Consider the following 24278-nt stretch of genomic DNA (forward strand, 5'->3'; position numbering starts at 1 on the left):
TCTAACTTCATTTTATGCTATTTACAATCGTCATGGCAAGTTTTTATTACTTATTCGTTTTCTGGGTCGTACGGCAGCTTCTTAAAGTAGCCCGGTTTGTTCGTTTGACGGGCACGTGCGATGGCCATATCATACTGTTCGACCTCGTCCGTGATCGTTGAACCAGCAGCGATAAAGGAATGGTCTGCAACGGTGAGTGGTGCCACCAAATTGGAATTACTGCCGATAAAGGCGTCATCCCCAACAGTAGTATCGTGCTTGTGGGCCCCGTCGTAGTTTACAAAGACCACCCCGCAGCCAACGTTGATCCGTTTACCCAGGTGGGCGTTGCCAACATAGGTCAAGTGGCCGACCTTGGTGCCCTCGTCAATCGTGGCCTTCTTTACTTCAACAAAGTTGCCAAGGTGCACTTTCGGTCCAATCTTTGATTCAGGGCGCAAGTGGCTCATTGGGCCAATGTTGCTGCCCTCGTCCATTTCGGAATCCTCAATGTAAGAAGAGGTGACGGTCACGTTGTTATGAATGGTCGAATCATGGATTTCTGAGTGGGCGCCGATAAAACAGTCATCCCCAATCACCGTCTTGCCCTTCAGCAAAACGCCGGGTTCGATAATCGTGTCAGCACCAATTTTAACGTCCACGTCGATATAGGTGTCCTCAGGGTTGATCAACGTCACGCCATTGCGCATGTGTGCTTCGTTGATTCGACGCTGCATGACCTTGGTAGCCTTGGACAATGCCACCCGGTCGTTAACGCCCATCGATTCCTCAAAATCGTTCATCCGGTATGCGGCCACAATGTCGCCCCGGTTCTTCAAAATTTCGATCACATCGGTGAGGTAGTATTCACCCTGAGCGTTATCATTTTTAATTTCGTGCAAGGCTGCGAACAGTGCCTTGTTATCAAAAACGTAAACACCAGTGTTGATCTCGTCAATTTCTTGTTCCTTTTCACTGGCGTCCTTTTGTTCAACGATTTTTTCAACGATGCCAACCTCGTTGCGCACGATTCGACCGTAACCAGTCGGGTCTGGCGCCTTAGACGTCAAGACCGTGGCCATCGCTTTTTTTGCTTCGTGATATTTAAAGAGATTTTCAAAGGTCTGGGCTTGAAAAAGCGGCGTGTCGCCACTGACAACTAACGTGGTGCCATCCTGATTCTTCAGCAACGGTTCTGTCTGTAAAACGGCATGGCCTGTTCCAAGCTGTTCTTTTTGTAAAACATACTCGGTGCGGTCATGCAACGTGTCTTCGACTTTTTCGGCACCATAACCGACAACGGTCACGATTCGATCCATGTTGGTTTTTTCAACCTGGGTCAACACGTGATCCACCATGGAACGACCACAAACTTTGTGAAGAACTTTGTACAGTTTGGACTTCATCCGGGTACCCTTACCAGCAGCTAAAATAATTGTATTTCTCGTGCTCATTTTACCAATTAAGTCTCCTTATTTTTTTAATTCACTCATGCGGTCAGTCGTGAAAATCTGATCACCAAAGTTCCCTGGGGTGACTTCAACGTGGTCAGTTGTAGCGTCAATCTTCAATATTGACGTATAATCCGGCACCTTTGATTTACCTTCAAAGGCTCCTTCAGCAAAGACGGCAACCCCAACAACTGTGGAGTTGAATTCTTTAACAAGGGACTGCATCCCACCGATGGTGCCGCCGCCCTTCATAAAGTCATCTACGATCAAGACCCGTGAACCCGGTTTTAGACTCCGAGTCGACAAGGCCATCTTTTCAATGCGTTGGCTGGACCCTGAGACATAGTTGACACTCACGGTCGAGCCTTCGGTAATTTGTGAATCGTGCCGGACGATCACAAACGGTACGTTCAACGATTCTGCAACGCCCTGGGCAATTGGAATCCCCTTGGTGGCTACCGTCATAACAGCATCCACCGTTTCGTGGAGATACTGGGTAGCGACAATGCGACCGACCTGTCTTAAAACATTTGGCCGACCCAGCAGGTCAGACATGTACACATAGCCGCCTGGCAGGAAACGACTCTCCTCAGATAAGGCGGTGATCATCTCATTGACAAACTGGTTGGCTTCATTCTTGGTGATGTACGGAATGAACCGTGCGCCACCCGCAGCACCAGGAACAGTTTCTAATAACCCTGTCCCGCGCGTGCGGAATGTCCGTTTTAAAATGGTTAAATCTTCACTGATTGAAGACTTAGCTGACTCATAACGTTCCGAAAAAAAGGTCAACGAAACTAACTGATGTGGCCGTTCTAATAGGTACCGGGTCATATCAATTAGCCGGTCGCTTCTTCTGACTTTCACTTTGTTTCCTCCCATAATACAATACGTTGGATTTAAACTCTTATCCATTTTAGCATAAACGTTCGTGTTTTACGCTACTAATCCGCTAATCTCATGATTTTATCACCGGATTTTTTTCTAAATCCGGCTTTAGGTGCCGTATTGGTGTCAAGTTGGCGCTGTGAACCTCACTTTTTGATTATTCTGCAAGTCACCTCACACTGTCCATGAAGCCGGTCACGGGTGCCATAACACTCCCAAAACCAGTTGAAAGAACGGCGGCGTTCAGCTAAGAATCAGTTCCGCAGGCCGATTTTTCCAATGATCGCCGCCCCAATTAACCAGCCTGTCCGCTAAACACAACTATCATACCTTGATGCACATTATGTGAGAAACAAAAAGGACTCAGCGCAAAATGCGTTCAGTCCTAGGAGATTTTATCAGGCCATTAACTTCGGACCCGGTTGTACATCAGTGCGCTGAAGTAGCAGATCACTTCGATAACGCTGATAAAGAAACTAACCGGCCAATTGGTCACGTAACTGAGGTACAGTCCTAACCAGACCCCCAGCAGCGCAAATACCACAGCCAGACCCGCCATTGCGCCTACCGAGTGGACAAAATATTTTGCTGCAGCAGCTGGCAACGTCAGCAAAATAAAAATCAGCAGTGAGCCGACGATTTGTGCTGCGACACTGACTGAAAAGGCCAGCAGAACTAAAAAGATAACGGATAGCGTGCGTGTCCATAATCCTTCTACACGGGCACCAATTGGGTCAAATGAATCAAATTTCAAGAAGCGGTAGATCACCAGCAGACAAATCAGCACCCCCGCCGAAAGTAACGACATCTGAATCACATTTTGGCGACTGATACCGATAACACTCCCAAACAAAATTCCGGTCGCATAACTGGCATTGCTGTTCGCCAGCGACAAGAACAAAATGCCCAGCCCAATTGCCAACGCAGAGATAGCTGTTATCGAATTCTCACGACGAGAAGACTTAGCGCCCAGTTCACCGACGCCAATCGAACTGATCGTTGTGAACAGCAGCATGCCATTCAGTGCCTGCCAGCCCATGAAGATACCAAACGCAGCACCGGCAAAGCCAATCTCGGATAGTGTATGGGTTAGGAAAGACATGTTTCTGGCAATCACGAAAACGCCCATGATACCGGAAATAATTGCAATTAACGTCCCTGCCATGTAGGCGTTTTGCATAAACGGGTAACTAAACATTGTTCATTTTCCCCACCTTTTCATCTGTTAAATCCGTAATTAATCCCGACTCGTAGTGGTTGGGTTTTAAAAACAAGTAACTATCAGCATACTGGCGTGCCAGTGGAATATCATGAGTGATGAAGATCACCGTGAGTTTCTGTTCCTGGTTGATCTGTTTGACCAGTGTCAGCAGTTCATTTTTCGCAATTGGATCCAGACTTGCCGTCGACTCATCAAGAATCAGCAAGTTGGGTTCATCTAATAACGCCTGGGCAAGGTAAGCCTTTTGCTTTTCACCGCCAGAAGCCTCTCCCAACGGTCGCTTACAAACATCTACAAGACCTGTTTCGGCAAGAATCTGACGGACCCGGCGCTTCTCTTCACGAGAACGCCACGGTAATTTAAAACCAGCTTGATTCAGACTGACAAAGTCTTCAATGGAGAGCGGGTATTCCATGTCGATGTTGCGAAACTGCGGCACATACCCTACATTAACCGCCTGTCGGTTGGGCAGGAATTCAACGCTGCCGGATGTCGGTTTAAGTTCCTGCAGCACCATGCGCATCAGCGTGGTCTTGCCCACGCCGTTTTCACCAACAATACTTAAAAAGGTGCCGGTTGTCAGGTTATAGTTCAAGTGTGAAAACACTGGTTTATCAGGAAACGAAAACGATAAGTCGTTCAGTTTCAAAATGGTATCAGCCATTTCCAGATGGCCCCCTTCAGTTAAAATTAAGCAATAAAAAAATAGCGCCGAAATGCTATTTAATTGTTTAATCGTAATGATTACTATTTTATTTTAAAGCAAGTGTGAAAATTGTCAAGGGTTTTCTAAAGAGCGTGGAACAAGGCGATTAGAGGGCGGAGCAGAAGCAACTCTGGGCAGAAAAGCCCGGGCCTGGATTTTGTGCCCAGAGTTGCTTCCGCAGCAGCCCTCTGCCTTGCGGAACGCGTTTCAGCACAGTAGCTTAAAACCACGTTGCAAACATTGCAAAAGCAAATATACCTAGCGAAAAGGCCACATCGCAAACCCGCATAAACCAGATAACTCAAAGAATCCTACTTAAGGATAAGTTGCAAAAGTTGCTTCCACATTAGCACGTGGATCGTGGAAACATTACCACACCAGTTTTCTTTTTCTTACACATGTTCATCCAAGAAATCGCTGACCGTCTGCCAATAGCGATCACTATCATTGCTATAGGCCTGGACGTGATTTGCCGTTGGATCAACGTAACGTTGTTTCGGTCCCTGCAAAGCGCGATATAAAACATCAACATCTTTAACCGGGACGACCTCATCCTTCTCGCCGTGAATGAGTAAAACAGGAATATCCGATTTCTGCAGTTGTTCGCCAATGTTTTCTTCCACCCACCGAGTCCCTGTTTTGAGTTGGGAAATCCGGTCAGCAATTTGAACCAATGGGAATGTTGGCAGATGATACTGTGTTCGAACGATGTGTTTTGCCATTTGATAGACCGATTGGAAACCAGAGTCAGCAACGACTGCTTTGACATTGTCTGGTAACCCTTCTCCAGTCGCGGCCATCACAGTCGCAGCCCCCATGCTGATACCCATCAAAACAATTTCAACATCGTTACCAAGGGTCGTGATGACTTGATTGATCCAAGCTTGATAATCTAGCCGGTCTGTCCAACCAAACCCGATAGTGTGACCGCCTGATTCACCCTGTGCCCGGGCATCTGGCATTAAAACATGGTAATCATGTTCGTGGAACCAACGCGCATACGGAATCATTTGTTCCCGAGCGTGGTTGATTCCGTGTGCGAGGATCACAATCTTGCGGTGATCGGATTTTGCGGGAATAAAGCTTGCCCGTAACAAAAGACCATCCGCGGAATTCAACCGCCATTCAACGAGCGGTTGCTTCACATACCACACATTATCTTCCGGCGTGTTTTCTGCAATTGCGAGTTCCTTGCATTTTTCCTTTTGCCGATTGGTCACATGGGTTGCCTGCTCATAGGCCAACCAACTTGCTCCGATCATGCTGACTGCACTACCGGCAACTGCTGCTGCCGTCACTTTTAACCATTTTGCTGTCATCTTGCACTTCCTTATAACGAGCGAACCAAGTACGCCTCGGAACAAAAACCCCGAATACTATTAAAGACGCGGTTTGCTCGTGATTGTTTGTTAAAAATTGAAAATACTGTCGGACCGGTTCCGCTCATAAGCGCACACGGCGCACCATAAGCCTTCATCCGGGATTTGATTTGTCTGATCTCCGGGTAACGCCCTGCCGAAATTGGTTCAAGGGCGTTGCCCACAGTCGCCACCAGTTGTTGGTAGCTGCCCGCATCAATGGCATTTAGTAGCCCTTCAATGTCGGGGTGTTCCAGCGATTCGTACTCGATTTGACGCAGAATACTTGGGGTCGAAACGCTGACGTTGGGTTTAGCCAACACTAACCACATCGGGTCCAAAGTCGGCTCTAAAACACGAATCTGTTCACCATATCCGGTCACGTGAGCCGTTTGACTGTACACGCAGTACGGAACGTCTGAATCAACTCGCAGACCAATTGTTGCCAACTGTTGGCGCGATAGCCCAAGTGCCCATAGTTTGTTTAACGCGCGCAGCACTGCTGCCGCATCTGATGAGCCACCCCCTAATCCCGCCGCGACGGGAATATTTTTCTTGATTCTAATTGCCGCGCCACGCTTCACGTGACACGTTCGTTGCAGCAGTGTCGCTGCCTGATACGCCAGGTTGCGCTGGTCGCTTGGAAGAAATCCCGAATCAGACGTCACTTTAATGTTCTGACTGCCGGTATCAAGGACCTCCACATAATCAGCCAAATCGATTGAAGTCATCACCATATTCCATTCTGGCATGCCATCATCATGGCGAAACGTGGTATCCAGCCCAAGGTTGACCTTGGCTGCTGCTTTTTCCACTATTTTCATGAGTGCTCTCACCTAAATTCTCGAAAAGGTCGCCCCTTATTGTCATGTGTCGTACTGGGACACCTTCATAGTAATTACTGATATTATACTCGAAACCGGCGTTAAATGACAAAACTTGCTGGCAACTTCAGCGATAATTTAGGAATAACCTTGATGGTAGGCTATTACAAAACGATTCATTGCCGATTCTTCACGATGCTTTATTTACTGAATTCGACAACCTAATAAGGTGGCAGCCTCAGCGTATAGGTACTAAACGACAACAAAAATCCAACAGAATGCGGTAGCGCCATATTTTAAAAAAAGCAAAATAAAAAGGTGATCCACATTACAGTAGAATCACCTTTTTATTTGCCTTATTCGTTGGCAGCTTTGTCGAAATCGACTTGGATGTTCTTTGTAAGAATATCCGTATAGCTGTACGAAACACGTTCGAAGGAGTTTTCGTCCTGATCCAGATCAACGACAAAGACGGCTGGATAGGTTTCCTTCAACGTACCATGACGTTCCGTGGTCTTCTTACGGCCCGCCTGGGAAATAACCATAAGTTCCTCCCCGATACGATGATCGAGTCGGTCCTTAATGTCTGCTAAACTTGTTGGCATGATCTCACCCCTCGTGAAACATTTTACGCCCGTTTCACAAAAAAGTCAATATTTTACCACAATCATTTATTTTCAACAAGTTTTTTTACTAACCTATAGTAAACCCTCGTCGTGTAAGGTATTTGTCAGCATAATGAACGTCTCAATGGGCAATTTCTCAGAACGAATTTGAGGTGAAACGTGTACTTTTTCTAACACATCGGTCAGTTGTACTTTCACGTCTGCGTCCTTCCCAAAAATTGACAGTAAGTTATTCCAAAAACTCTTACGCCGATGCATAAAACAGCCCTTCACAAATTTGAAGAACACTTTTTCATCGAACGGTGCCGGATCAAAGTCAGCCCTATCCGTCATTGTGATAATGGCGGAATCAACGTTCGGTTGCGGGATAAACGCTGTCCGCGGTACCGTGAAGGCCACCTCGGGTATTGACCGGTACTGAACCGCAATCGACAAGGAACCGTATGCTTTTGTACCTGGAACGGCCACTAACCTGTCGGCAACCTCCTTTTGCATCATCACCGTGATGTTATCAAAGTGCATGCTAGATTGCAGCACCGACAGCAAAATTGGCGTTGTGATGTAGTACGGTAGGTTCGCCACCAGTTTTAACGGTCGATCAGCGTCAAAGTTGTCTTTGATCAACTGTGGCAAATTGGCCTTTAAAATGTCCTGATTGACGATTGTGACATTCTCATAGGGCGATAACGTATCATCCAATACTGGAATGAGTTGGTCATCGATTTCAAAGGCCATCACTTGATGCGCACTCTGCGCTAAAAATTCAGTCAGAGCACCGATGCCGGGCCCGATTTCAATCACGTTGTCCTTTTCGGTCAAATCAGCGGCCTGAACAATGTGTTCCAGAATGTTAATGTCAGTTAAAAAATTTTGACCCAAACTCTTTTTAATAGGTAACCGGTAGCGGTTAATAATAGCTTGGGTTCGAGCTGGACTGGCAATGAGTGGTGTTTTCATATTATTCCTCCCCCTGATCAAGCTGACCGACCGCCTGCCAGAATGCAGTGTCGGTAATTTGGAACATTTGCAGGCGCTTCAAAAGTTGTTTGCCGTTGACGTAGCCGATGCGCAGCGCCTCACCTAACGCTTCACGCCGCGCTTTTGATTCAGGCACGCCGATCAACCGCGCTTTGACAAGGTCGGCACGGGTAATGGTCTGCGGTGCCGCGTCTGTTTCGGTGTAAACGTTAGCCAGTGCTTCACGAATGGCTTCCGGTGTCGCGTGTTCAACGCCGAGAGACCCCCCTGTTTTTTCAGGGATGCCCTCTTTTTTTGGCAGAAACGCGTGTTTCGCGTTAGGCACCACTTCCGAAACGATCTTACGAATCTTTTCACCGGAAAAATCCGGGTCCGTAAAAATAATGATACCGCGTTGCTTGGCAACCTCTTCAATAAGGTCAAGGATCTCTTCCGGAACAGCTGATCCGCGTGTTTCAATGGTGTCGGCATTCACGGCCCGGTTAATCGCCTTCGTATCATCCTTGCCTTCAACGACAATGACTTCCTCTATTTTTTTCACTAGCTCTCCTTAATCCCGAAGAAACGGTGGGCGTTGGTCCAAGTAGCTGCCGCGATAGTCTCTGGGGTGGTGTCGCGTTCTTTGGCGATGGCTTCAACCGTATAGCGGGTAAAACCAGGCTGGTTCTGTTCGCCACGGTGCGGTTCAGGTGTCAAATATGGTGCATCCGTTTCAACCATCATCCGGTCAAGCGGCGTCGCCCGCACTGAATCGTGGACGTCGTGTGCATTTTTGAAACTGGCAACACCACTGTATGAAATCGTCATCCCTAAATCAAGAAATTTTTTCAGCCATTCGGGGTCACCGTTAAAACTGTGCATTTCACCGCCAATATCTTGGATACCGACGCTTTTAATGATGTCATAGGTATCCTCAAATGCGTCACGGTTGTGCACAACGATTGGTTTCCTAACTGCTTTAGCAATCTCAATTTGACGTTTAAAAACGCGTTGCTGCACATCTTTTGGACTGCTGTCCCAGTGGTAATCCAGCCCAATTTCACCCAGCGCAACGACTTTATCGTCCGTCAATTGCTGTTCCAGGACCTTTTCTGCATCCTGATCGTAGAACTTGGAATCTTCCGGGTGCCAGCCAACCGCGGCGTAAAGTTGCGGGTACTGGTGCGCCAGCGCAATAGCCTGTTGATTCATTTCAGTGTTTGACCCATCATTGACCATTTTTACTACATCCAGGTCCGCCGCCTGCTTTAAAAATTTGGGCACGTCGTTAATAAACTCCGGACTATTGAGATGCGTGTGTGAATCAAATATTTGCATGATACTCCTCCGATCCATCGGCAAGAAAAAAGGGCCATACTCGGTCATCAAGCGGCCTTGGCATGTCCCTCCTTTCTGCGAACTTGTTACAGTGAATCTTTATTAGTCTCGTAACGATTGTGACGTTTAATCACGATTATTCAACGGTTGACCCGTTTTGAATGCTTTCTGATACGGTCACCAGTTGAACCCGGCCATTGGCGTCTTCAGAAGATAACAGCATCCCTTGGCTCACTTGACCACGCATTTTGCGGGGCTTCAAGTTGGCCACAATGATGACCTTCTTACCGAGAAGATCCTTTGGCTCCGGGTAGAATTCAGCAATGCCAGACAGGATCTGACGGTCGTCGCTATCACCGGCATCTAACCGGAATTGCAGCAGTTTGTCAGCGCCAGCAACTCGTTGCACGTCGATGATTTCAGCAACCTTCAACTCAATCTTTTCAAAAGCGTCAAAACGGACTTCCTTCTTGGCCGATTGTAATTCAGTCTCTTCAGGATTCCAAACGCCGCTGCCCGTGACGTTCGCTTGTTTCTTAGCTTCTTCCATGGCAGCCCGGCCCTTTTTCTTGTCGGACTTCGTCATTTGGTTAGCGATGAACTGAATTTCTTCGTCAGCATCGCGCCGTGGGAAGATTGGTGTCCCCTTAGCGACGACCTTTTTACCAGCTGGCAAATCTGCTAACTTCAGGTCATTCAGGTTCGTTTCAGCATCGTAAGCAATTCCCAACTGCGCCAAAATTTCCTTTGGTGCGTGGGTCATGACCGGGCTGATCAGGTAAGCAATCATCCGCAAACTAGCAGCGAGGTGCGCCATCGCAGCGTCCAGCTTTGCCTTGTCGGCGGCGTCATCACTCTTTGCTAAGACCCAAGGTGCCGTCTCGTCAATGTACTTGTTTGTCCGGGCAATTAACTTCCAGATTTCAGCTAAGGCATCCGCAAAGTGCAGCTTGTCCATTAAATCGTGGAAGTTGCTTAATGTCGTTTCTGCTACGGCCTCTAAATCAGCATCAAAGTCGGTCACACCGGCTTCATAGGTTGGTAACACACCATCTTCGTACTTGTTGATCATGGCAACAGTTCGGTTTAACAAGTTCCCCAGGTCGTTTGCGAGATCGTAGTTCAACCGATCCACAAAGTCCTCCGGCGTAAAGGAACCGTCATTACCGTATGGCATTGCGCGCATCAGGTAGTAGCGAAGAGAATCCAAGCCGTAACGGTTGGCTAACGTTTCGGGGTAAATCACATTCCCCTTAGACTTCGACATCTTGCCGTCCTTCATCAGCAACCAGCCGTGGCCAAAGACTTGCTTTGGCAGTTCAAGACCGAGTGCGTGTAAAATGATTGGCCAGTAAATTGTGTGGAAACGAACGATTTCCTTCCCAACCATCTGCACATCAGCCGGCCAGTACTTTTTGAACAGTCCATCATCGTCAGAGCCGTAACCCAAAGCCGTGATATAGTTGGTCAGGGCATCGATCCACACGTAGACAACGTGTTCTGGGTCAGACTTTACCGGCACACCCCAAGTAAACGTGGTTCGGGAAACCGCTAAGTCTTCCAAACCAGGCTTGATGAAGTTGTTGATCATTTCGTTCATCCGCGCTTCTGGCTGAATAAAGTCAGGATGGGTCTTGTAGTAGTTCAACAGCCAGTCCGCATACTTACTCATCTTGAAGAAGTACGATTTCTCTTTAACGAGTTCAACTTCATGACCACTGGGTGCCTTCCCACCAATTACCTTACCGTTGTCATCATGGTAAACTTCAGCAAGTTGTGTCTCAGTGAAGTATTCTTCGTCGTCAACTGAATACCAGCCTTCATACTCACCAAGGTAAATATCGCCCTGATCGAGCAATTGCTGGAAGATTTTTTGAACGGCAGCTTCGTGGTAGTCGTCAGTAGTTCGGATAAACTTTGTGTTAGAAATTTCCAATGTTTTCCAAAGATCCTTAATACCAGCGGCCATCTCGTCCACATAGCTCTTAGGGTCAGTCCCTAATTTTTCAGCCTTTTCCTCAATTTTCTGTCCGTGTTCATCAGTCCCAGTTAAGAAGAAAACATCATACCCTGTTGAACGCTTGTAACGTGCTAAGGTATCACACGCAATGGTGGTGTATGAGTTCCCAATGTGTAACTTGCCAGACGGATAGTAAATCGGCGTGGTTATGTAATACGTAGGTTTAGTTTCTGCCATGTTTTAATTTGGCCCCTTTCGAAAAGTGGTGCTTTTTTTATTTAATGTTTAATGAACAAAGTCTCCAATAGTATAGCATAATTTCAGCCCTATCAAACGAGACTATGGGAAAAAGGCCCCTTTGAGGACAATTTTTCTTGCCGTTTTAGCATTGTCTATAAGCTTAAGTCGATAAACGCTCTGGTGACGGCTATTAAATGACGCAAATCGCGAAAATAATCGGTCATGGTGCAATGCACACTCGGCTGCAGCCTGTGCTGCTTATTAGTTAATGCAACCTTACGCGGCAACAAGAAGCGGCAAGGCAATTTAACAGCACCCCTGCCCGCTTTAACGCACCTGACACGCGGACGAAGAGCCCGGCAAACTGAACCTTATTGATCACCCGAAATCGCCCCGGTTATCAAAACAAACTCAACTGCTGGGGTCCCAGTCCATCCCAAGAAATGCCCATCAATTGCTGCAATTCCAAAGCGTTCGGTGCTGCGTCGCGATTCGAGTTGTTGTTGAAAATAACGCAGACCTCTTTGACTTTCGGCGTCAGGTGATTAATGACGTCCGCAAACTGGTTCAGTTCATCCGCAGAGTAGCGATATAACGTTCGCTGGCCGCGCCAGTCTTTGCTCTGATTGAACCAGCCCTTCTCATTGCGTCCATGCAGCCGCAAGACTGCTAATGAAGGTGTCGTAGTTTCGGGAACAAACGGCACACCGTCGTTTAATCGGTGTGGTTCATCCGCAATGACGTGGGTCATCTGCAGGCGGGTGAGGTAATCCATCAGGTCGGGAATCAGGCTCTTTTCGTACCAGCTTGGGTTGCGAAACTCCACCGCGATCGGCAGATCCCCCATCATGTCGCGGACTTCAAATAACCACTGAAGATTCTCCGCCGACCGCCTAAAAAATGGCGGAAACTGAAACAGGATCGTCTTCAATTGGTGCTTGCGGACAAGTGGTTTGATCATTTCTTTGTATTCAGCAAAGGCCGTTTTGCGTGCGTCATCGTCCACTTCATCCGTTCCATAATCATGTTTGGTCATCAGTTTATTGGCCTTCAAAATGAATTGGAATTCTGGCGGTACCATTTGCTGCCACTTGGTCACGGTGCTGGCACGCGGAATCCCATAAAACGGTGTGTCGACTTCGACCGTGGGTAAAACCGCCGCGTATTCAGTTAAACTGACATCCCGCTGCTCATCATTAATAAGGGCGGGGTGTTCCTTCCAGGTCGTTAACCCAATCGTTATCATTACGTTACCTCACTTGTATCGTTTGAACTGCGCCACGATTGCCTCAGCCTCATCGGAAAGCGAATCACCAAGCTCTTCAATCAACCCTGCGCCCGTTCGACGATCATTGTAACGGATGCCCGTGAAACACAGGTCGATCAGACCCAATAGCACCACCACTGCAATGGCATGGGACTGAGTCAATACCGCACCAAGAAAGGCCACGGTACCAGATTTTGCCAGCAACGTCACAATCAGCCCATACAGCATGAACGTGTCCGCTGTAACTTGAAACACGGACATCAGCCGCATATGACTAAGCAATCGTTTTAACTCAGTTATAATTTCATCTTCAGACATCACGCGCACCTCCGTTAAGATGTCTTCTGACCAGAAAACTAAAGTTGGCCCAGTAATCACATACCGGACCAACTTGCGCTCATTTCAACTTAATTCCGGTCTGTCTCACCATTAATTATACCGTAATTGCTAAAGGGAGACACAGACGATGGTCAGTGGAATCACACATTCAGCTGCGCATAAAAATCAGCCGCGTCCATCTGAACCATTTCGTATGGAAAAGCGAACGATAATTTCTCATTATTCACCACGATCACTGGTGCTTTCGGATTACGATAGTCCAGCAATCCTGCAAACGGATACACCCGCATGGACGTCCCAGTGATGACAACCAGGTCAGCCTGCTGGAGTGCATCGACCGAGTTTTGAATGTTAGCTTCGTTCAAACCCTCCTCATACAAGACGATGTCGGGCCGCAAAGTGCCGCCGCAGCCTGCATGGATCGGATCTTTCAGGTAGTCATGCCAGTCCACTGATTGGCCGCATTTTTGACAGTACACACTGTACAAATTGCCGTGAAATTCAACCAGATGCTTCGTGTCAGCCACCCGGTATAAATTATCAATGTTCTGGGTAATGACGGTTGCCCGGTCCTGCTGCGTCAGGGCGGCTTGTTTTTCGTGGATCACGTTAGGCTTGGCGTCTGGCTTGTAGAGGTTTTCCGTCACATACTTATAGAACACATCGGGTTCCTTAGCCAAACAGGTATGGCTGAGATAGTACTCAGCGTTTTTGTGGGCCGTATACAACCCGTTATTTGACCGATAGTCGGGGATCCCCGAGGGCGTTGAGACCCCGGCTCCCGTTAAGAAAACGATATGTTGGGCATTATCAAATTGTGCTTGAACATCAACATCCATTAACGCATTTCCTCCTAACGAATAATGTACGGCATTTCCATCTTTTTAAACAGATCAGCAACCGTCATGCCATAAATATCTTTATAGTAGTCAGGTGTATCATCTTCTGGCTTAGGTGCAGAAATAACAAACGAGTTTTGGCCATCCGCCCGATTGATGCCGACGTATGCTCGCCGTTGGGTTTTAATATCAACCATGTCGGAATGGAAGAGTTCAAACAATTGCCGTACTTCCAAACGCAGCTGACGTTCGGACAACACACTGGACAACGTTGTGAATTCTTGATTGTTCAACGGCGGGAAGCCCCAGGTCTGCAACTGCGCGTCAAAAGCCTTGAATAACTTCACCACGTTGCGCCGAAGCGTAAATGGTGAATCAACCGGTTTTTCTGTAATGACGTCATATAATTTCTGCGCGGCCGGCAGCGTAACTGGATAATCCTTCGCAAACTGCGCCTTGATATCGGCGTTGTCACCAAAGAAGACCAACGCGTCTAAAACGGTCATTAACCGCAATGTCATTTCATCGTCAACGGGGTTGGGCTCCGGCTTGATGGTTGCTTGAACACCTTTCAGATATTCGGCTTCAATCGTATCATCAATCAGCCCATGTTTGCGCTGCTCAGATACAACGACTTGATGAGACACGATATCGTACAATTCAGTGGCCAGCATCATCAGCTGCTCATCTAACGTATCGTTGCCTCTTGATACGGCAAAATAAATCTGTGGAAATCCACGTAAGGTCATCAACAGGTGTAATAGCTCATGAGACGCTGTGTAGTTTGGTGCGGTTAAATCACTGACCTGCACCATGATGTGGTCTTTATCCTGCACTGTTTGTGCTTGGTCATGCCGCACGTAACCGACTTGTAATTGGCCAATAAATTGGAGTTCAACCTTCCCTGGAAAAATAGCGTTGGTTGCATCTAGCAGGGATTGAACCTGGTCGTTAATTTCAATGTTTTGCATCGTTGTCATCCTTTATTTGTGTTCTGAGTTCTTTTAATTTGGTTTCCGCGGCAGCGGCAGTCGGATCATTAAGGGTCTTCAGATAAGCCACCATCGGTCTTAGTTCGTTGCCGGTTGCTCCTGCACTCAAGGCTAGCGAACGCAACTGCATTTTCATGTGGCCCTTTTGAATGCCGTCAGTCACTAGTGCCCTGACAGCAGCGAAGTTTTGTGCAAGCCCCACAGCCGCAATCAAGTTCATTAAATCTTCCGGCTGCTTGATCTCGGCAATTTGCTGATTGATTTTCACCACTGGCAAGACCTTCGTGGCCCCGCCAACAGTCCCGACCGGCAGTGGTAAAGTTAGCTCGCCAACCAGTTGACCATCCTGCACTTCCCAGGTGCTGAGCCCCCGGTACTGACCGTCAACCACCGCAAACGCGTGCGCAGCTGCCTCGATTGCCCGCCAGTCATTGCCCATGGCAATGACCACTGCATCGACACCGTTCATGATGCCCTTGTTATGGGTCACCGCCCGGTAAGGATCCAACTGGGCAACGCGACTGGCTGCAGCAATGCGGTCAGCCACGTCAGCGCCCGATTGATCAGCAGTGTCCAACAAACCAACTGGGATGCTGCACGTCGCTGTTGCCAGACTTTGATCAGCTGTATTCGACAAAATGCTAAACAACGTGGTGTGGTGCAGTTTCGTCTGAATCACTTCGGCCATGGCTTCTAGCATCGTATTGAGCATGTTTGCGCCCATCGCTGCCTTCACATCGGCATACAGATCAATTGAAACATAGCCCTCACCCAAATCACGAGTGCGTAACGACCGTGGGCCGCCACCCCGTGAGACAATTGTCGGGTGCGCTTTACGTGCAGCGTCCAACAGCTCGTCCGTGTGCAGTGCCACCCAGTCGTCAATTGATGCAAACACCTTCACATCGCTAAGCACGATTTGACCCATCAGCAGACGCGACTTGACCTCGGCGTGAATACCACCTGCATCCGCAATGGTTTTGGCGCCATTGCTGGCCGCGGCCACCACAGACGGTTCTTCCGTCACCATCGGCACCACGTAATCGTGGTCGTTAACTTTAAAATTAACGGCAACACCCTCGGGTAGTTGAAAAGCCGTCAAATAGTTTTCAATCAGGTCCTTGGCGTCACCCTGTTCAGCGCGAGCAGTCAATTCAGTGCGTTGAGCCGCCGATAAGCCGGCCCAGTCAGCAACGATTTGTCGGCGTTCCTCAGTGTCTCGTTTATAGAAATGTGAAAATGAACTTGCCATGTTCTTCGATCCTTCTTGTTCATTCGAGACTGGCTTTGGTGCTTGGCCTAGTCACGAGTAGTTGTAAATCATTGATTTGGATTACGATTTTTTTTTAACCTATTTCAAAACGAAAGCCGTCATGTTCAGGTGAATAACATCATCTAAAAATGTCACTCCGTTCCACCGATCGGCCCTGCAGGCTGAAGTGGGGGGCTCCGGAGCTAACTTTTGCAAGCAAAAGTGGATCTCCTACGTCTCCCGTGTTAGTAAGCGAGGAAAAAGCCCTCGCTTACTAACACCGACACTACAGCCTGCAATGCCGATGGGCTCCACTTCGTTAATTTGAGCCAAGAAATCGAACGCCGATTTTTTTCGAAGTTCTCGCCTTTGTAGTGCTTTCAATGTGTATTCTGGCCTCATTGCCGAAACGAATTTCGCAAGTCAAGGGATCCTGCAGAAGCAGCTCTAACCCAAAAAAGTCAGAGCCAGATTTTTCGGGAATATTTGTCTAGGTTGTTTTTGACAATCGTGTTTTTGGCGTCCGTGCCGAAATGCCTTGCTTCACTCTCTACTTCTCTAACCACGCATGAATAACCCCTTCACGGACGCCGCTTTCAGAGAAGATCACCCGGTCCGAATCCAGCATCTGCAACAAGAGTACTAACGGCATGATGCCACCTACAATGATGTCTGCTCTGTCTGGTTCCAGGCCCGATATCTGTCTTCTTTGATTCAAGTTTTTTCGCAGCAAACTCGTGTAGAGTTGAAAGACCTCGTTCGTACTCAACTGATAGCCGTGAATGGCCTCCACGTGCAGCACCTGTTGCTGCCGGCGGCTCATTCTTGCCAGCGATCGGTTGGCACCGCCAAGCAGAATAAAGGGCTTTGTCCGGGCTTCATCCAGCCACCAGATATCTTTCAAACGTCGACGCAAAAACACGTTAGCATCGAAGAAATCTGCTGCCTTAATTTGATTATTTAAATGAAACTGTTCGGATAAGTTCACGGCGCCAAATGGAATACTGATCAAATTGCTCTCTTTTCCTGAGCGAATATTGACCATTTCCATGCTGGCTCCGCCGATATCGATCATCAGTGCATCCTCGACCCGCAGCCGATTCATCACTCCGAGGTAGTCATAGTAGGCCTCGTCGTCGCCAGATAACACGTCAAAGGTCAGTCCGACCTCACGCTTGACCCGTTCCAAGAATTCTTCCTGGTTAATGGCCTGTCTGACAGCAGCGGTCGTAATTGCCTTAACAGTGAGGTTAGGCAGATTTTCATACCGCGCCCGGAATTCTTTTAGGGCTTCAATGGTCCGTTTGACAGCCGCATCCTGAAGTCGTTTTTCCGGCCCCATGCCTTCTGACAAACGGGAATCTTCCTTATAACGTACCAGTTCATGAAATGTTTTGTCCGGATGAACCTCATTAATCGTCATCCGAACCGAATTTGACCCTAAATCGACAATCACCAAGTTATCCATACGCGGACTTCCCTTCCGTTACTTAGTCGAAGTAGTTGACCCCAATGGCATTCCGCACTTCAGTCAGTGTTTGATTGGCCACAACGTTGGCTTGGGCACTGCCATCTTTCAGAATTTGGTACACGCCTGCTGGGTCCTTTTCGAAGGTTTCGCGACGTTCGCGAATCGGCTTCAACGTTGCCTGCAGTACGTCGTTAAGGTACCGTTTAATTTTAACATCTCCAAGACCGCCATGTTGATATTGTGCCTTCAAATCAGCAATTTTATCAGTATCTTCACCAAAGATATCCAGATAAGTAAACACAGTGTTACCTTCAATGTGTCCCGGGTCTTCCACGTGAATATGGGTCGGGTCAGTGTACATCGACATGACCTTCTTTTGGATGGTATCCGCATCATCAGACAGGTAAATGGCGTTATCCAACGATTTGCTCATCTTGGCGTTGCCGTCCAAACCAGGAATTCGACCCTGCCCTTCTTCAGGGAAGTAGCCTTCGGGTTCGACCAAAATATCGCCGTAGATGTTGTTGAAGCTCCGTACAATTTCACGGGTTTGTTCAAGCATGGGTTCTTGGTCTTCGCCAACTGGAACAGTCGTTGCCTTAAATGCAGTGATATCAGCAGCTTGGCTGACTGGGTATGTGAAGAAACCAGCGGGCACGCTTTGGCCAAACTTCTTTTGTTTGATTTCAGTTTTAACGGTTGGGTTCCGTTCCAGTCGGGAAACCGTGACCAAGTTTAAATAAAATTCAGTTAATTCTGTCAGTGCGGGAATCTGCGACTGAACGAGAATGTTTGATTTAGCGGGATCAATTCCCACGGCCAAGTAGTCCAATGCTACTTGAAGCAGGCTGTGGCGAATTTTTTCTGGATCACGGGCGTTATCTGTCAGCGCCTGCATATCAGCAATCATGATAAAGGTTTCAAATTCACCGGAGTTTTGCAGCTTGACCCGGTTCTTCAATGACCCCACATAATGCCCGATATGCAACTTGCCTGTTGGCCGATCACCCGTTAAAATAATTTTCTTGTCGCTCATTTTTTTCCATCCTTTCAAAAAACGCCCTATTGCTATTGCAATAGGACGTCAACCGCGGTACCACCTAAATTGTGACAATCAGTCACCACTCGTCGCCGATAAGGAGGCACCCCAAATTCCGTTTAAGCCGGCTCCAATGTCACCCTCGTTATTGCTTTCAGCCGCGGCAATATCTCTGTTTGTGAAGGTGATGATGCACCAGCGAATTTTTAGTTTATTAATAGCTCTTATTTTACTGGTTTCACGCGGGGATGTCAAAATCACCCGGTCACAATAACACCCAGCATCGAACCGGTGCACTAGGTCAACTCGTGCTCGATTTCCATCACATTTTTTGGCATTCTCTCGGAAGCAATCAGTGGGGAGACCGGCCCGATACTGATCAAAACGAGTTGGTGCATAGCCCGGGTAATGATGGTATACAGCGTCCCCGTCATCCGTTGATCAGCGAAGTTAGTTGCGGAAACATCCCAGCCGACAACGGCATCAAACTCCAGTCCCTTTGCTAAGTAAATTGGCAGCACTAGAATGCCCTTCGGCAAGGAACGGTCAGCATCCGTCAGCAGACTGACATCAACGTGATTGCGATGCAGTTTTTGATAAACCTCGTGGGCTTGGGCCAAATTTTTTGTTAACACAGCGACCATGCCATTAGTTGCCTGTAGTGTCTTTAATTGATGTTCCAACGCGTCGACGGCACTATCAAAATCGTAGCGCATGATCACTTTGGGCAGGTCACCGGGACGGTTGAACGCTTCTATCTCATCACCATCCGGTAACAGTGCTTTGGCAAACGTCGTGATGGGCAGTGTCGACCGGTACGACCGATTGAGTTTCAACAATCGTGGCCGGTGAACGTGAAAGGCAGCGCGCAGCTTTTTGAGTAACGCTTCCGGCGATTCAACATCACGAAACAGTGCCTGCTCACTATCACCCAAAAACGTCATATTGGCCTTTGGGAAGGCGTGGTGCAAATACTGAAGCTGCGCAATCGTATAATCCTGCATCTCATCCACGAAGAGGTGTTTCATCGCATGATTCTGCCCGCCCCCCGTCAAGATATCACGCAGATACAACAACGGTGCGGTATCCACCAAAGGACATTTGTGGTATTCAATGGCTTGAAGAAAATCATCTCGGCTAGCCCGAAAAATTGATGCATCAACATCGGCCGGCAAGTCGGCCTGATCCATAAAATCAGCGTACTGGCTATACGTGTCCAAAAAATAGTTATTATAGATGGCATCGTAAACCACACGTAACCGCTTCGTCACAATTTTGCGGGCAATAAAGGCTACTTCAGCATCTAATTCTTGGAATTCATGAAGTCGCTTCGACCCTAACAGATCGTGATACTGCTCATCTGAAAGCTGGTCAATTTCTTCGTTGACCCACTTTGATTTCGCTTCTTCACCAATGCGATATTTTAATCGTTTGATCAACGTATTCTTCGTTCGTAAAAACCGGTCCGCAGGCTGCAATGAAGGCAAATTGTTATAAATCGATTCAATTTCTGATTTATTAAAGAAAATCTGTCCGTCAAAATAAATGTGATTAAATTTAAAATGGTCAGGTGTCAGATGCTGGCAATATTCCGCCACCTGATGCATGTAATTGGCAGACTCTTTGAAATCGCGCGTATCTCGAACCTTTTGAGACACTGTGTCTTCATCTTCATAACGGTCAAATAAGGTCTCAACGTCTAACCCCTGCAGCCGCTGCGTCAAAAATTCAGCCAGTGTAACCTGCCGCATATTACGTTCACCTAAGCTCGGCAGCACGTCTGAAATATAGTGGCTGAACAATCGATTAGGTGAAAACAGCACGATTTGGTCAGCTTCCAATTCCTTGCGACTGTGGTACAGCAGAAACGCGATCCGTTGCAGGATAGCTGAGGTCTTGCCGGAACCGGCGACACCTTGAACCACTAACAAATCGCTTCGGGTATCGCGAATGATGTCATTTTGTTCGCGCTGAATAGTGGCCACAATGTTCTGCATCGTTTCATCATTTTGTTCGCCCAGCACGTGTTGCAGCATCTCATCACCAACGGTTTCATTGGTATCAAACATGCTTTCGATCTGTCCCTTAGCAATCAGAAACTGGCGCTTTTTCTTGAGCGTCGTCAACTGCTGGCCCCCCGGGGTATCGTAGGCGACATCCCCCAGGGTTCCGTTATAGTACACTGATGAAATGGGTGCCCGCCAGTCGTAGACCAGAAAATCCTGATCCTCGTTTGTAAACGAAGCGGTCCCAATATAAAGCTTTTCTGAACCAGTTTCACCGGGATCTGTAATGTCGATTCGCCCGAAATAAGGTGATGCCTCAAGGTCCTTAAAGGTGTCCAACTGGCCCTTAATAATTTGTTCATTTTCAATTAATCGTGACGCTAAGGCCCGCTGTTGCTGTAAATCGGCCGACGTATCAATTCGGTCATCCAGCTCAACGTAGTTCACAGAAGTGTTGGCAGAATAGTTTTCCTGCACCAGTTTCATTTCCGCGCGCGCCTTTGCGTAATCGGTCGTCACGTCTTTAATTCTGGCAGTAATTTGATGAACCACCGAATCAACGCGTCGCTGTTCTTTTGCCTGTTCCTGCGATGTCAAAAAACCGCCTCTTTCATTTTTAATAGCTTGGACAATTTTAGAGGGATTTTGGGCTGGTGTCAATAAAAGCGTCCACGTAAGTTCAAAATGCGAGTTGAGTTTATATTTTTTTAACCTTCCCAACAAACATTAACGCCATAAAATCCCAACCGAAAATGTGGGCTGATACAAAAAACGCGAAAATTTGCCAAGTTGGCTCATTTTACGCGTCTATTTCTAATCATTGATGCCAGCCTACTTGCTGGCATCCACAGTAAAGGACCGTTCGCCTTGGCGACTATCCTTAGGTAATAATTTCAGTGCCTGTTTTAATGCCAACGGTGCCACCATGGTTGCTAAAATAATGACGACTACGAACTCCGAATAGCTGGCCCGCGATAAAACACCGGCCTGATAACCAATTTGTGCCGTGATCATGCCCATTTCACCGCGAGAAATCATCCCGGCGCCAATCACAAAACTACTCTGACGATTAAATCCGGTCAGTGCTGCCCCAAAACCGCACCCGATAAATTTACTAATGCAGGCCAGCACCGTCATTGTCACAATGAGCCCAATAGCCTGTGTCAGATAAGTAAAGGACATACTCAGACCGATCCCGACAAAAAATAGTGGAATAAAAACTGCGTACCCAATGGGTTCGGTGTGCGCTTCGACAACTTCGCGATAAGGGGTGTGCGCGACAGCGATACCGGCAAAAAATGCACCGACCGCGCCACTTAATCCAACAACATCAGCAAGGTAGGCCATGCCTAGACAAATGACCATCGACATTATTGTCACGCTGGCATTCATGACAAGTTTTTCACTTAAAGCCATCAGGTAAGGTGCAATCCAGCGGACAACGAGGTAGGTACCACCAAAAAAGGCAATTTGTTCCAAAAGAATCCAGCCCAATCCCAGTGAATTTGTTTGCGTACGACTACCCTGGGTACCCATCAAACTAATCATAATTGACAGTAAAATCACACCAATAATATCGTCAGCAACGGCTGATCCCAGAATGGTTGCCCCCTCAGAGGTATCCAATGCGTGATAGTCTCTTAATACGGCAACTGAGATCGACACCGAGGTCGCACTAAAAATAACACCAATATAAATGGCCTCAAACGTCCCATAATGAAATGCCAACGCGGCCGTTGCGCCCATTAATACCACGGGCATGATAACACCGCACATTGCCACGATGATTGCTGGTTTCAGGAATCGTCTCAGTAGCGTAAGGTTACTTTCCAGTCCCCCAATGAACATCAACATGATAACGCCAATATTGGCAAACGTTTGTACTAAATTGGTGTTATGGATCAATCCTAGCATCGCCGGCCCAATCACAATGCCAACCAGAATCTGCCCGATTACGGCTGGAATACCCATTCGATTGCAAAAATGTCCCGCCAGTGTTGTTAAAACAAGTATTAAACACAATGCCCCAATAAATGCCATGCACGTCGCCCCTCTTTGTCATAATTCCCAAAATTATAGCGTATTTTTTATATTTTCTCATTATTTTTTAATGTTTATTAAGGTCAGTTTAACGCCGGTTCCTGTTAATTGTCAACGCGTGTTACAATGCACCTAAGAACTAAAAGAAAAAGAGGTTTTGTTATGTTTAGCACGTGGCATCAACAAGGTGAAATCACTGACCGCACAAAAGTTTATCAGGGACCAGTATTCAGCGTTCACCAGCTTCATATAAAAACGCCGGATGCCCTGACTGTCGAACGTGATTTAATTCATACGGATCCAACGGTGACCATTCTGGCGCTGACGCACGATGAACACGTCGTTTTGACAAGCGAATATCGGGTGGGCATCAACGCTGACTCTGTCTCCTTACCAGCGGGCATTGTCAATCCGGGGGAGACCGCTGAACAGGCTGCCGCACGAGAATTCCAAGAGGAAACGGGCTTTGTTGCTGAATCTGTAACACAAATGACTACTGTGACCTCTTCTGAGGGATTTATGGACCAAACAGCAGCGCTGATGCTGATTCGTTTTGATCAGACGACGAAAAAAAAGCGCCACTTCGATGCTGATGAGTTTGTCACTGCTGAGCTTGTTTCCTTTGACCAATTCTTAGACTGGCTAAAAACGGGCAAGATCAATACTGCTCAGGGGCTGGCCGCAGCCGCCTATTACCAGATGTTTCTCAAGTGAAATCATGAAACAAAAAAACGATGAAGTCCAGTAGACTTCATCGTTTTTTGTATGATACCGGAGGTGGGGTTCGAACCCACACGTCCTCAACGGACACTGGATTTTGAGTCCAGCGCGTCTGCCAGTTCCGCCACTCCGGCATAATAATCAATCGGGAAGACAGGATTCGAACCTGCGACCCCCTGGTCCCAAACCAGGTGCTCTACCAAGCTGAGCTACTTCCCGAAAACGGTTGTTTGCAACAGACAACTTAATAAGTATACTACGGCGAGTAGGGTTTTACTACCCTTTTTTGAATTAAAACAGCAATATTTTTACCTGAAATTGGTCATTCACTTCAGGTATGTATCAGACCCATTGAACGCCATTTAGAAGAGCCGTTTATCGGATTTGAACCGATGACCTCTTCCTTACCATGGAAGTGCTCTACCTGCTGAGCTAAAACGGCAACTCCAATTATACCAAGTTAGATTACCCAGTGAAAGACGTTGACATAAATAAAGTGTTCAAAACGATTGTTTGACGCCAGTAATGTCTCTATTTGCGGATCAACAGCAACGTTTCATTTTGATTGTGGTCACTAGTTTGCTTCGTGATGACCATTTTAGGCATTTTGATAATTTGCACACTGTTTCGGCTTTCTATTGAGTGTCTGTCACCGCTTCTGGAAATTTGAGCATTAAAAAACCGCTGACCTCAGTCAGCGGTTCATCTTCGCGTGGCAACGTCCTACCCTCGCAGGGGGCGATCCCCCAACTACTCTTGGCGTG

The 24278-nt window shown here is 47.4% G+C and carries 20 protein-coding genes, 3 tRNA genes and 1 pseudogene; 1 reads left to right on the forward strand and 23 read right to left on the reverse strand.

Annotation, left to right across the window (positions count from 1 at the left end; translation table 11 throughout):
* Positions 1 to 50: 50 nt before the first annotated feature.
* The 20 genes and pseudogenes from glmU to FC82_RS14570 form a co-directional block, all read right to left on the reverse strand.
* Positions 51 to 1433, reverse strand: coding sequence for a bifunctional UDP-N-acetylglucosamine diphosphorylase/glucosamine-1-phosphate N-acetyltransferase GlmU (gene glmU, locus FC82_RS14470; RefSeq protein ID WP_056997359.1), 1383 nt, complete (start codon positions 1431 to 1433; stop codon positions 51 to 53).
* 18 nt (positions 1434 to 1451) lie between these two features.
* Positions 1452 to 2297 carry a pur operon repressor gene (purR, locus tag FC82_RS14475; RefSeq protein WP_054760690.1) on the reverse strand — a complete coding sequence of 282 codons (846 nt, stop codon included), beginning with the start codon at positions 2295 to 2297 and terminating at the stop codon, positions 1452 to 1454.
* Between the two features lie 427 nt (positions 2298 to 2724).
* Entirely contained in the window at positions 2725 to 3516 is a 792-nt protein-coding gene (locus FC82_RS14480) for a metal ABC transporter permease (RefSeq protein WP_054760692.1), read from the reverse strand.
* Positions 3509 to 4204 carry a metal ABC transporter ATP-binding protein gene (locus FC82_RS14485; RefSeq protein WP_056997360.1) on the reverse strand — a complete coding sequence of 232 codons (696 nt, stop codon included), beginning with the start codon at positions 4202 to 4204 and terminating at the stop codon, positions 3509 to 3511. The genes FC82_RS14480 and FC82_RS14485 overlap by 8 nt, the downstream gene beginning before the upstream one ends.
* A 434-nt stretch (positions 4205 to 4638) precedes the next feature.
* Positions 4639 to 5565: an alpha/beta hydrolase gene (locus tag FC82_RS14490; protein WP_054760694.1), complete on the reverse strand. Its 927-nt coding sequence runs from the start codon at positions 5563 to 5565 to the stop codon at positions 4639 to 4641.
* 11 nt (positions 5566 to 5576) lie between these two features.
* The gene (gene ispE / locus FC82_RS14495) at positions 5577 to 6428 is read right to left on the reverse strand and encodes a 4-(cytidine 5'-diphospho)-2-C-methyl-D-erythritol kinase (protein ID WP_056997361.1); all 852 of its coding nucleotides are present in this window, start codon (positions 6426 to 6428) and stop codon (positions 5577 to 5579) included.
* A gap of 356 nt (positions 6429 to 6784) precedes the next feature.
* Positions 6785 to 7033, reverse strand: coding sequence for a Veg family protein (locus FC82_RS14500; protein ID WP_054760696.1), 249 nt, complete (start codon positions 7031 to 7033; stop codon positions 6785 to 6787).
* Between the two features lie 93 nt (positions 7034 to 7126).
* On the reverse strand, positions 7127 to 8011 hold the full coding sequence (gene rsmA / locus FC82_RS14505; RefSeq protein ID WP_056997362.1) for a 16S rRNA (adenine(1518)-N(6)/adenine(1519)-N(6))-dimethyltransferase RsmA: 885 nt from the start codon (positions 8009 to 8011) through the stop codon (positions 7127 to 7129).
* A gap of 1 nt (position 8012) precedes the next feature.
* Complete coding sequence (gene rnmV, locus FC82_RS14510; protein WP_054760698.1) at positions 8013 to 8573, reverse strand: ribonuclease M5; 561 nt, start codon at positions 8571 to 8573, stop codon at positions 8013 to 8015.
* Positions 8573 to 9349 carry a TatD family hydrolase gene (locus FC82_RS14515; protein WP_054760700.1) on the reverse strand — a complete coding sequence of 259 codons (777 nt, stop codon included), beginning with the start codon at positions 9347 to 9349 and terminating at the stop codon, positions 8573 to 8575. The genes rnmV and FC82_RS14515 overlap by 1 nt, the downstream gene beginning before the upstream one ends.
* Before the next feature lie 136 nt (positions 9350 to 9485).
* Complete coding sequence (gene metG / locus FC82_RS14520) at positions 9486 to 11546, reverse strand: methionine--tRNA ligase (protein ID WP_056997363.1); 2061 nt, start codon at positions 11544 to 11546, stop codon at positions 9486 to 9488.
* Positions 11547 to 11949: 403 nt separating this feature from the next.
* Positions 11950 to 12795, reverse strand: coding sequence for a DUF72 domain-containing protein (locus FC82_RS14525; RefSeq protein WP_054760702.1), 846 nt, complete (start codon positions 12793 to 12795; stop codon positions 11950 to 11952).
* Between the two features lie 9 nt (positions 12796 to 12804).
* A complete protein-coding gene (locus FC82_RS14530) occupies positions 12805 to 13134 on the reverse strand; it encodes a hypothetical protein (RefSeq protein ID WP_054760704.1) in 330 nt (109 codons plus the stop codon).
* A gap of 161 nt (positions 13135 to 13295) precedes the next feature.
* Complete coding sequence (locus tag FC82_RS14535) at positions 13296 to 13994, reverse strand: NAD-dependent protein deacylase (protein WP_056997364.1); 699 nt, start codon at positions 13992 to 13994, stop codon at positions 13296 to 13298.
* 14 nt (positions 13995 to 14008) lie between these two features.
* Positions 14009 to 14974, reverse strand: a complete 966-nt coding sequence (locus tag FC82_RS14540; RefSeq protein ID WP_054760705.1) for a hypothetical protein — start codon at positions 14972 to 14974, stop codon at positions 14009 to 14011.
* Positions 14952 to 16241 (reverse strand): annotated as a pseudogene (locus tag FC82_RS14545) (hydroxymethylglutaryl-CoA reductase, degradative); the annotation flags it as partial. The gene FC82_RS14540 and the pseudogene FC82_RS14545, both read right to left, overlap by 23 nt.
* A gap of 547 nt (positions 16242 to 16788) precedes the next feature.
* Complete coding sequence (locus FC82_RS14550) at positions 16789 to 17706, reverse strand: Ppx/GppA family phosphatase (RefSeq protein WP_054760709.1); 918 nt, start codon at positions 17704 to 17706, stop codon at positions 16789 to 16791.
* A gap of 22 nt (positions 17707 to 17728) precedes the next feature.
* The gene (gene trpS / locus FC82_RS14555; RefSeq protein ID WP_056997365.1) at positions 17729 to 18745 is read right to left on the reverse strand and encodes a tryptophan--tRNA ligase; all 1017 of its coding nucleotides are present in this window, start codon (positions 18743 to 18745) and stop codon (positions 17729 to 17731) included.
* Between the two features lie 299 nt (positions 18746 to 19044).
* Positions 19045 to 21351 carry an RNA polymerase recycling motor HelD gene (gene helD / locus FC82_RS14565; protein ID WP_056997366.1) on the reverse strand — a complete coding sequence of 769 codons (2307 nt, stop codon included), beginning with the start codon at positions 21349 to 21351 and terminating at the stop codon, positions 19045 to 19047.
* Between the two features lie 234 nt (positions 21352 to 21585).
* Positions 21586 to 22794, reverse strand: a complete 1209-nt coding sequence (locus tag FC82_RS14570) for a cation:proton antiporter (protein ID WP_056997367.1) — start codon at positions 22792 to 22794, stop codon at positions 21586 to 21588.
* Between the two features lie 162 nt (positions 22795 to 22956).
* Between FC82_RS14570 and FC82_RS14575 the strand changes: the two genes are divergently transcribed.
* Complete coding sequence (locus FC82_RS14575) at positions 22957 to 23508, forward strand: NUDIX hydrolase (protein WP_054760713.1); 552 nt, start codon at positions 22957 to 22959, stop codon at positions 23506 to 23508.
* A 55-nt stretch (positions 23509 to 23563) separates the two neighbouring features.
* Here FC82_RS14575 and FC82_RS14580 read toward each other — a convergent pair.
* The 3 genes from FC82_RS14580 to FC82_RS14590 all read right to left on the reverse strand — a co-directional run bounded on the left by FC82_RS14580 (position 23564) and on the right by FC82_RS14590 (position 23956).
* Positions 23564 to 23648 (reverse strand) — tRNA-Leu (locus FC82_RS14580).
* A gap of 11 nt (positions 23649 to 23659) precedes the next feature.
* A tRNA-Pro gene (locus tag FC82_RS14585) sits at positions 23660 to 23733 on the reverse strand.
* Between the two features lie 150 nt (positions 23734 to 23883).
* Positions 23884 to 23956, reverse strand: a tRNA-Thr gene (locus FC82_RS14590).
* Positions 23957 to 24278: the final 322 nt, after the last annotated feature.

Source organism: Secundilactobacillus collinoides DSM 20515 = JCM 1123, from assembly GCF_001435975.1.
GTDB lineage: Bacteria > Bacillota > Bacilli > Lactobacillales > Lactobacillaceae > Secundilactobacillus > Secundilactobacillus collinoides.

Coding starts and splice junctions, on each gene's coding strand:
- FC82_RS14550 (WP_054760709.1), bottom strand. CDS start 17,706: ATGGATAACTTGGTGATTGTCGATTTAGGGTCAAATTCGGTTCGGATG.
- FC82_RS14515 (WP_054760700.1), bottom strand. CDS start 9,349: ATGCAAATATTTGATTCACACACGCATCTCAATAGTCCGGAGTTTATT.
- metG (WP_056997363.1), bottom strand. CDS start 11,546: ATGGCAGAAACTAAACCTACGTATTACATAACCACGCCGATTTACTAT.
- FC82_RS14575 (WP_054760713.1), top strand. CDS start 22,957: ATGTTTAGCACGTGGCATCAACAAGGTGAAATCACTGACCGCACAAAA.
- trpS (WP_056997365.1), bottom strand. CDS start 18,745: ATGAGCGACAAGAAAATTATTTTAACGGGTGATCGGCCAACAGGCAAG.
- ispE (WP_056997361.1), bottom strand. CDS start 6,428: ATGAAAATAGTGGAAAAAGCAGCAGCCAAGGTCAACCTTGGGCTGGAT.
- FC82_RS14535 (WP_056997364.1), bottom strand. CDS start 13,994: ATGGATGTTGATGTTCAAGCACAATTTGATAATGCCCAACATATCGTT.
- glmU (WP_056997359.1), bottom strand. CDS start 1,433: ATGAGCACGAGAAATACAATTATTTTAGCTGCTGGTAAGGGTACCCGG.
- FC82_RS14480 (WP_054760692.1), bottom strand. CDS start 3,516: ATGTTTAGTTACCCGTTTATGCAAAACGCCTACATGGCAGGGACGTTA.
- FC82_RS14485 (WP_056997360.1), bottom strand. CDS start 4,204: ATGGCTGATACCATTTTGAAACTGAACGACTTATCGTTTTCGTTTCCT.
- rsmA (WP_056997362.1), bottom strand. CDS start 8,011: ATGAAAACACCACTCATTGCCAGTCCAGCTCGAACCCAAGCTATTATT.
- FC82_RS14525 (WP_054760702.1), bottom strand. CDS start 12,795: ATGATAACGATTGGGTTAACGACCTGGAAGGAACACCCCGCCCTTATT.
- FC82_RS14490 (WP_054760694.1), bottom strand. CDS start 5,565: ATGACAGCAAAATGGTTAAAAGTGACGGCAGCAGCAGTTGCCGGTAGT.
- FC82_RS14500 (WP_054760696.1), bottom strand. CDS start 7,033: ATGCCAACAAGTTTAGCAGACATTAAGGACCGACTCGATCATCGTATC.
- FC82_RS14540 (WP_054760705.1), bottom strand. CDS start 14,974: ATGACAACGATGCAAAACATTGAAATTAACGACCAGGTTCAATCCCTG.
- FC82_RS14530 (WP_054760704.1), bottom strand. CDS start 13,134: ATGTCTGAAGATGAAATTATAACTGAGTTAAAACGATTGCTTAGTCAT.
- FC82_RS14570 (WP_056997367.1), bottom strand. CDS start 22,794: ATGGCATTTATTGGGGCATTGTGTTTAATACTTGTTTTAACAACACTG.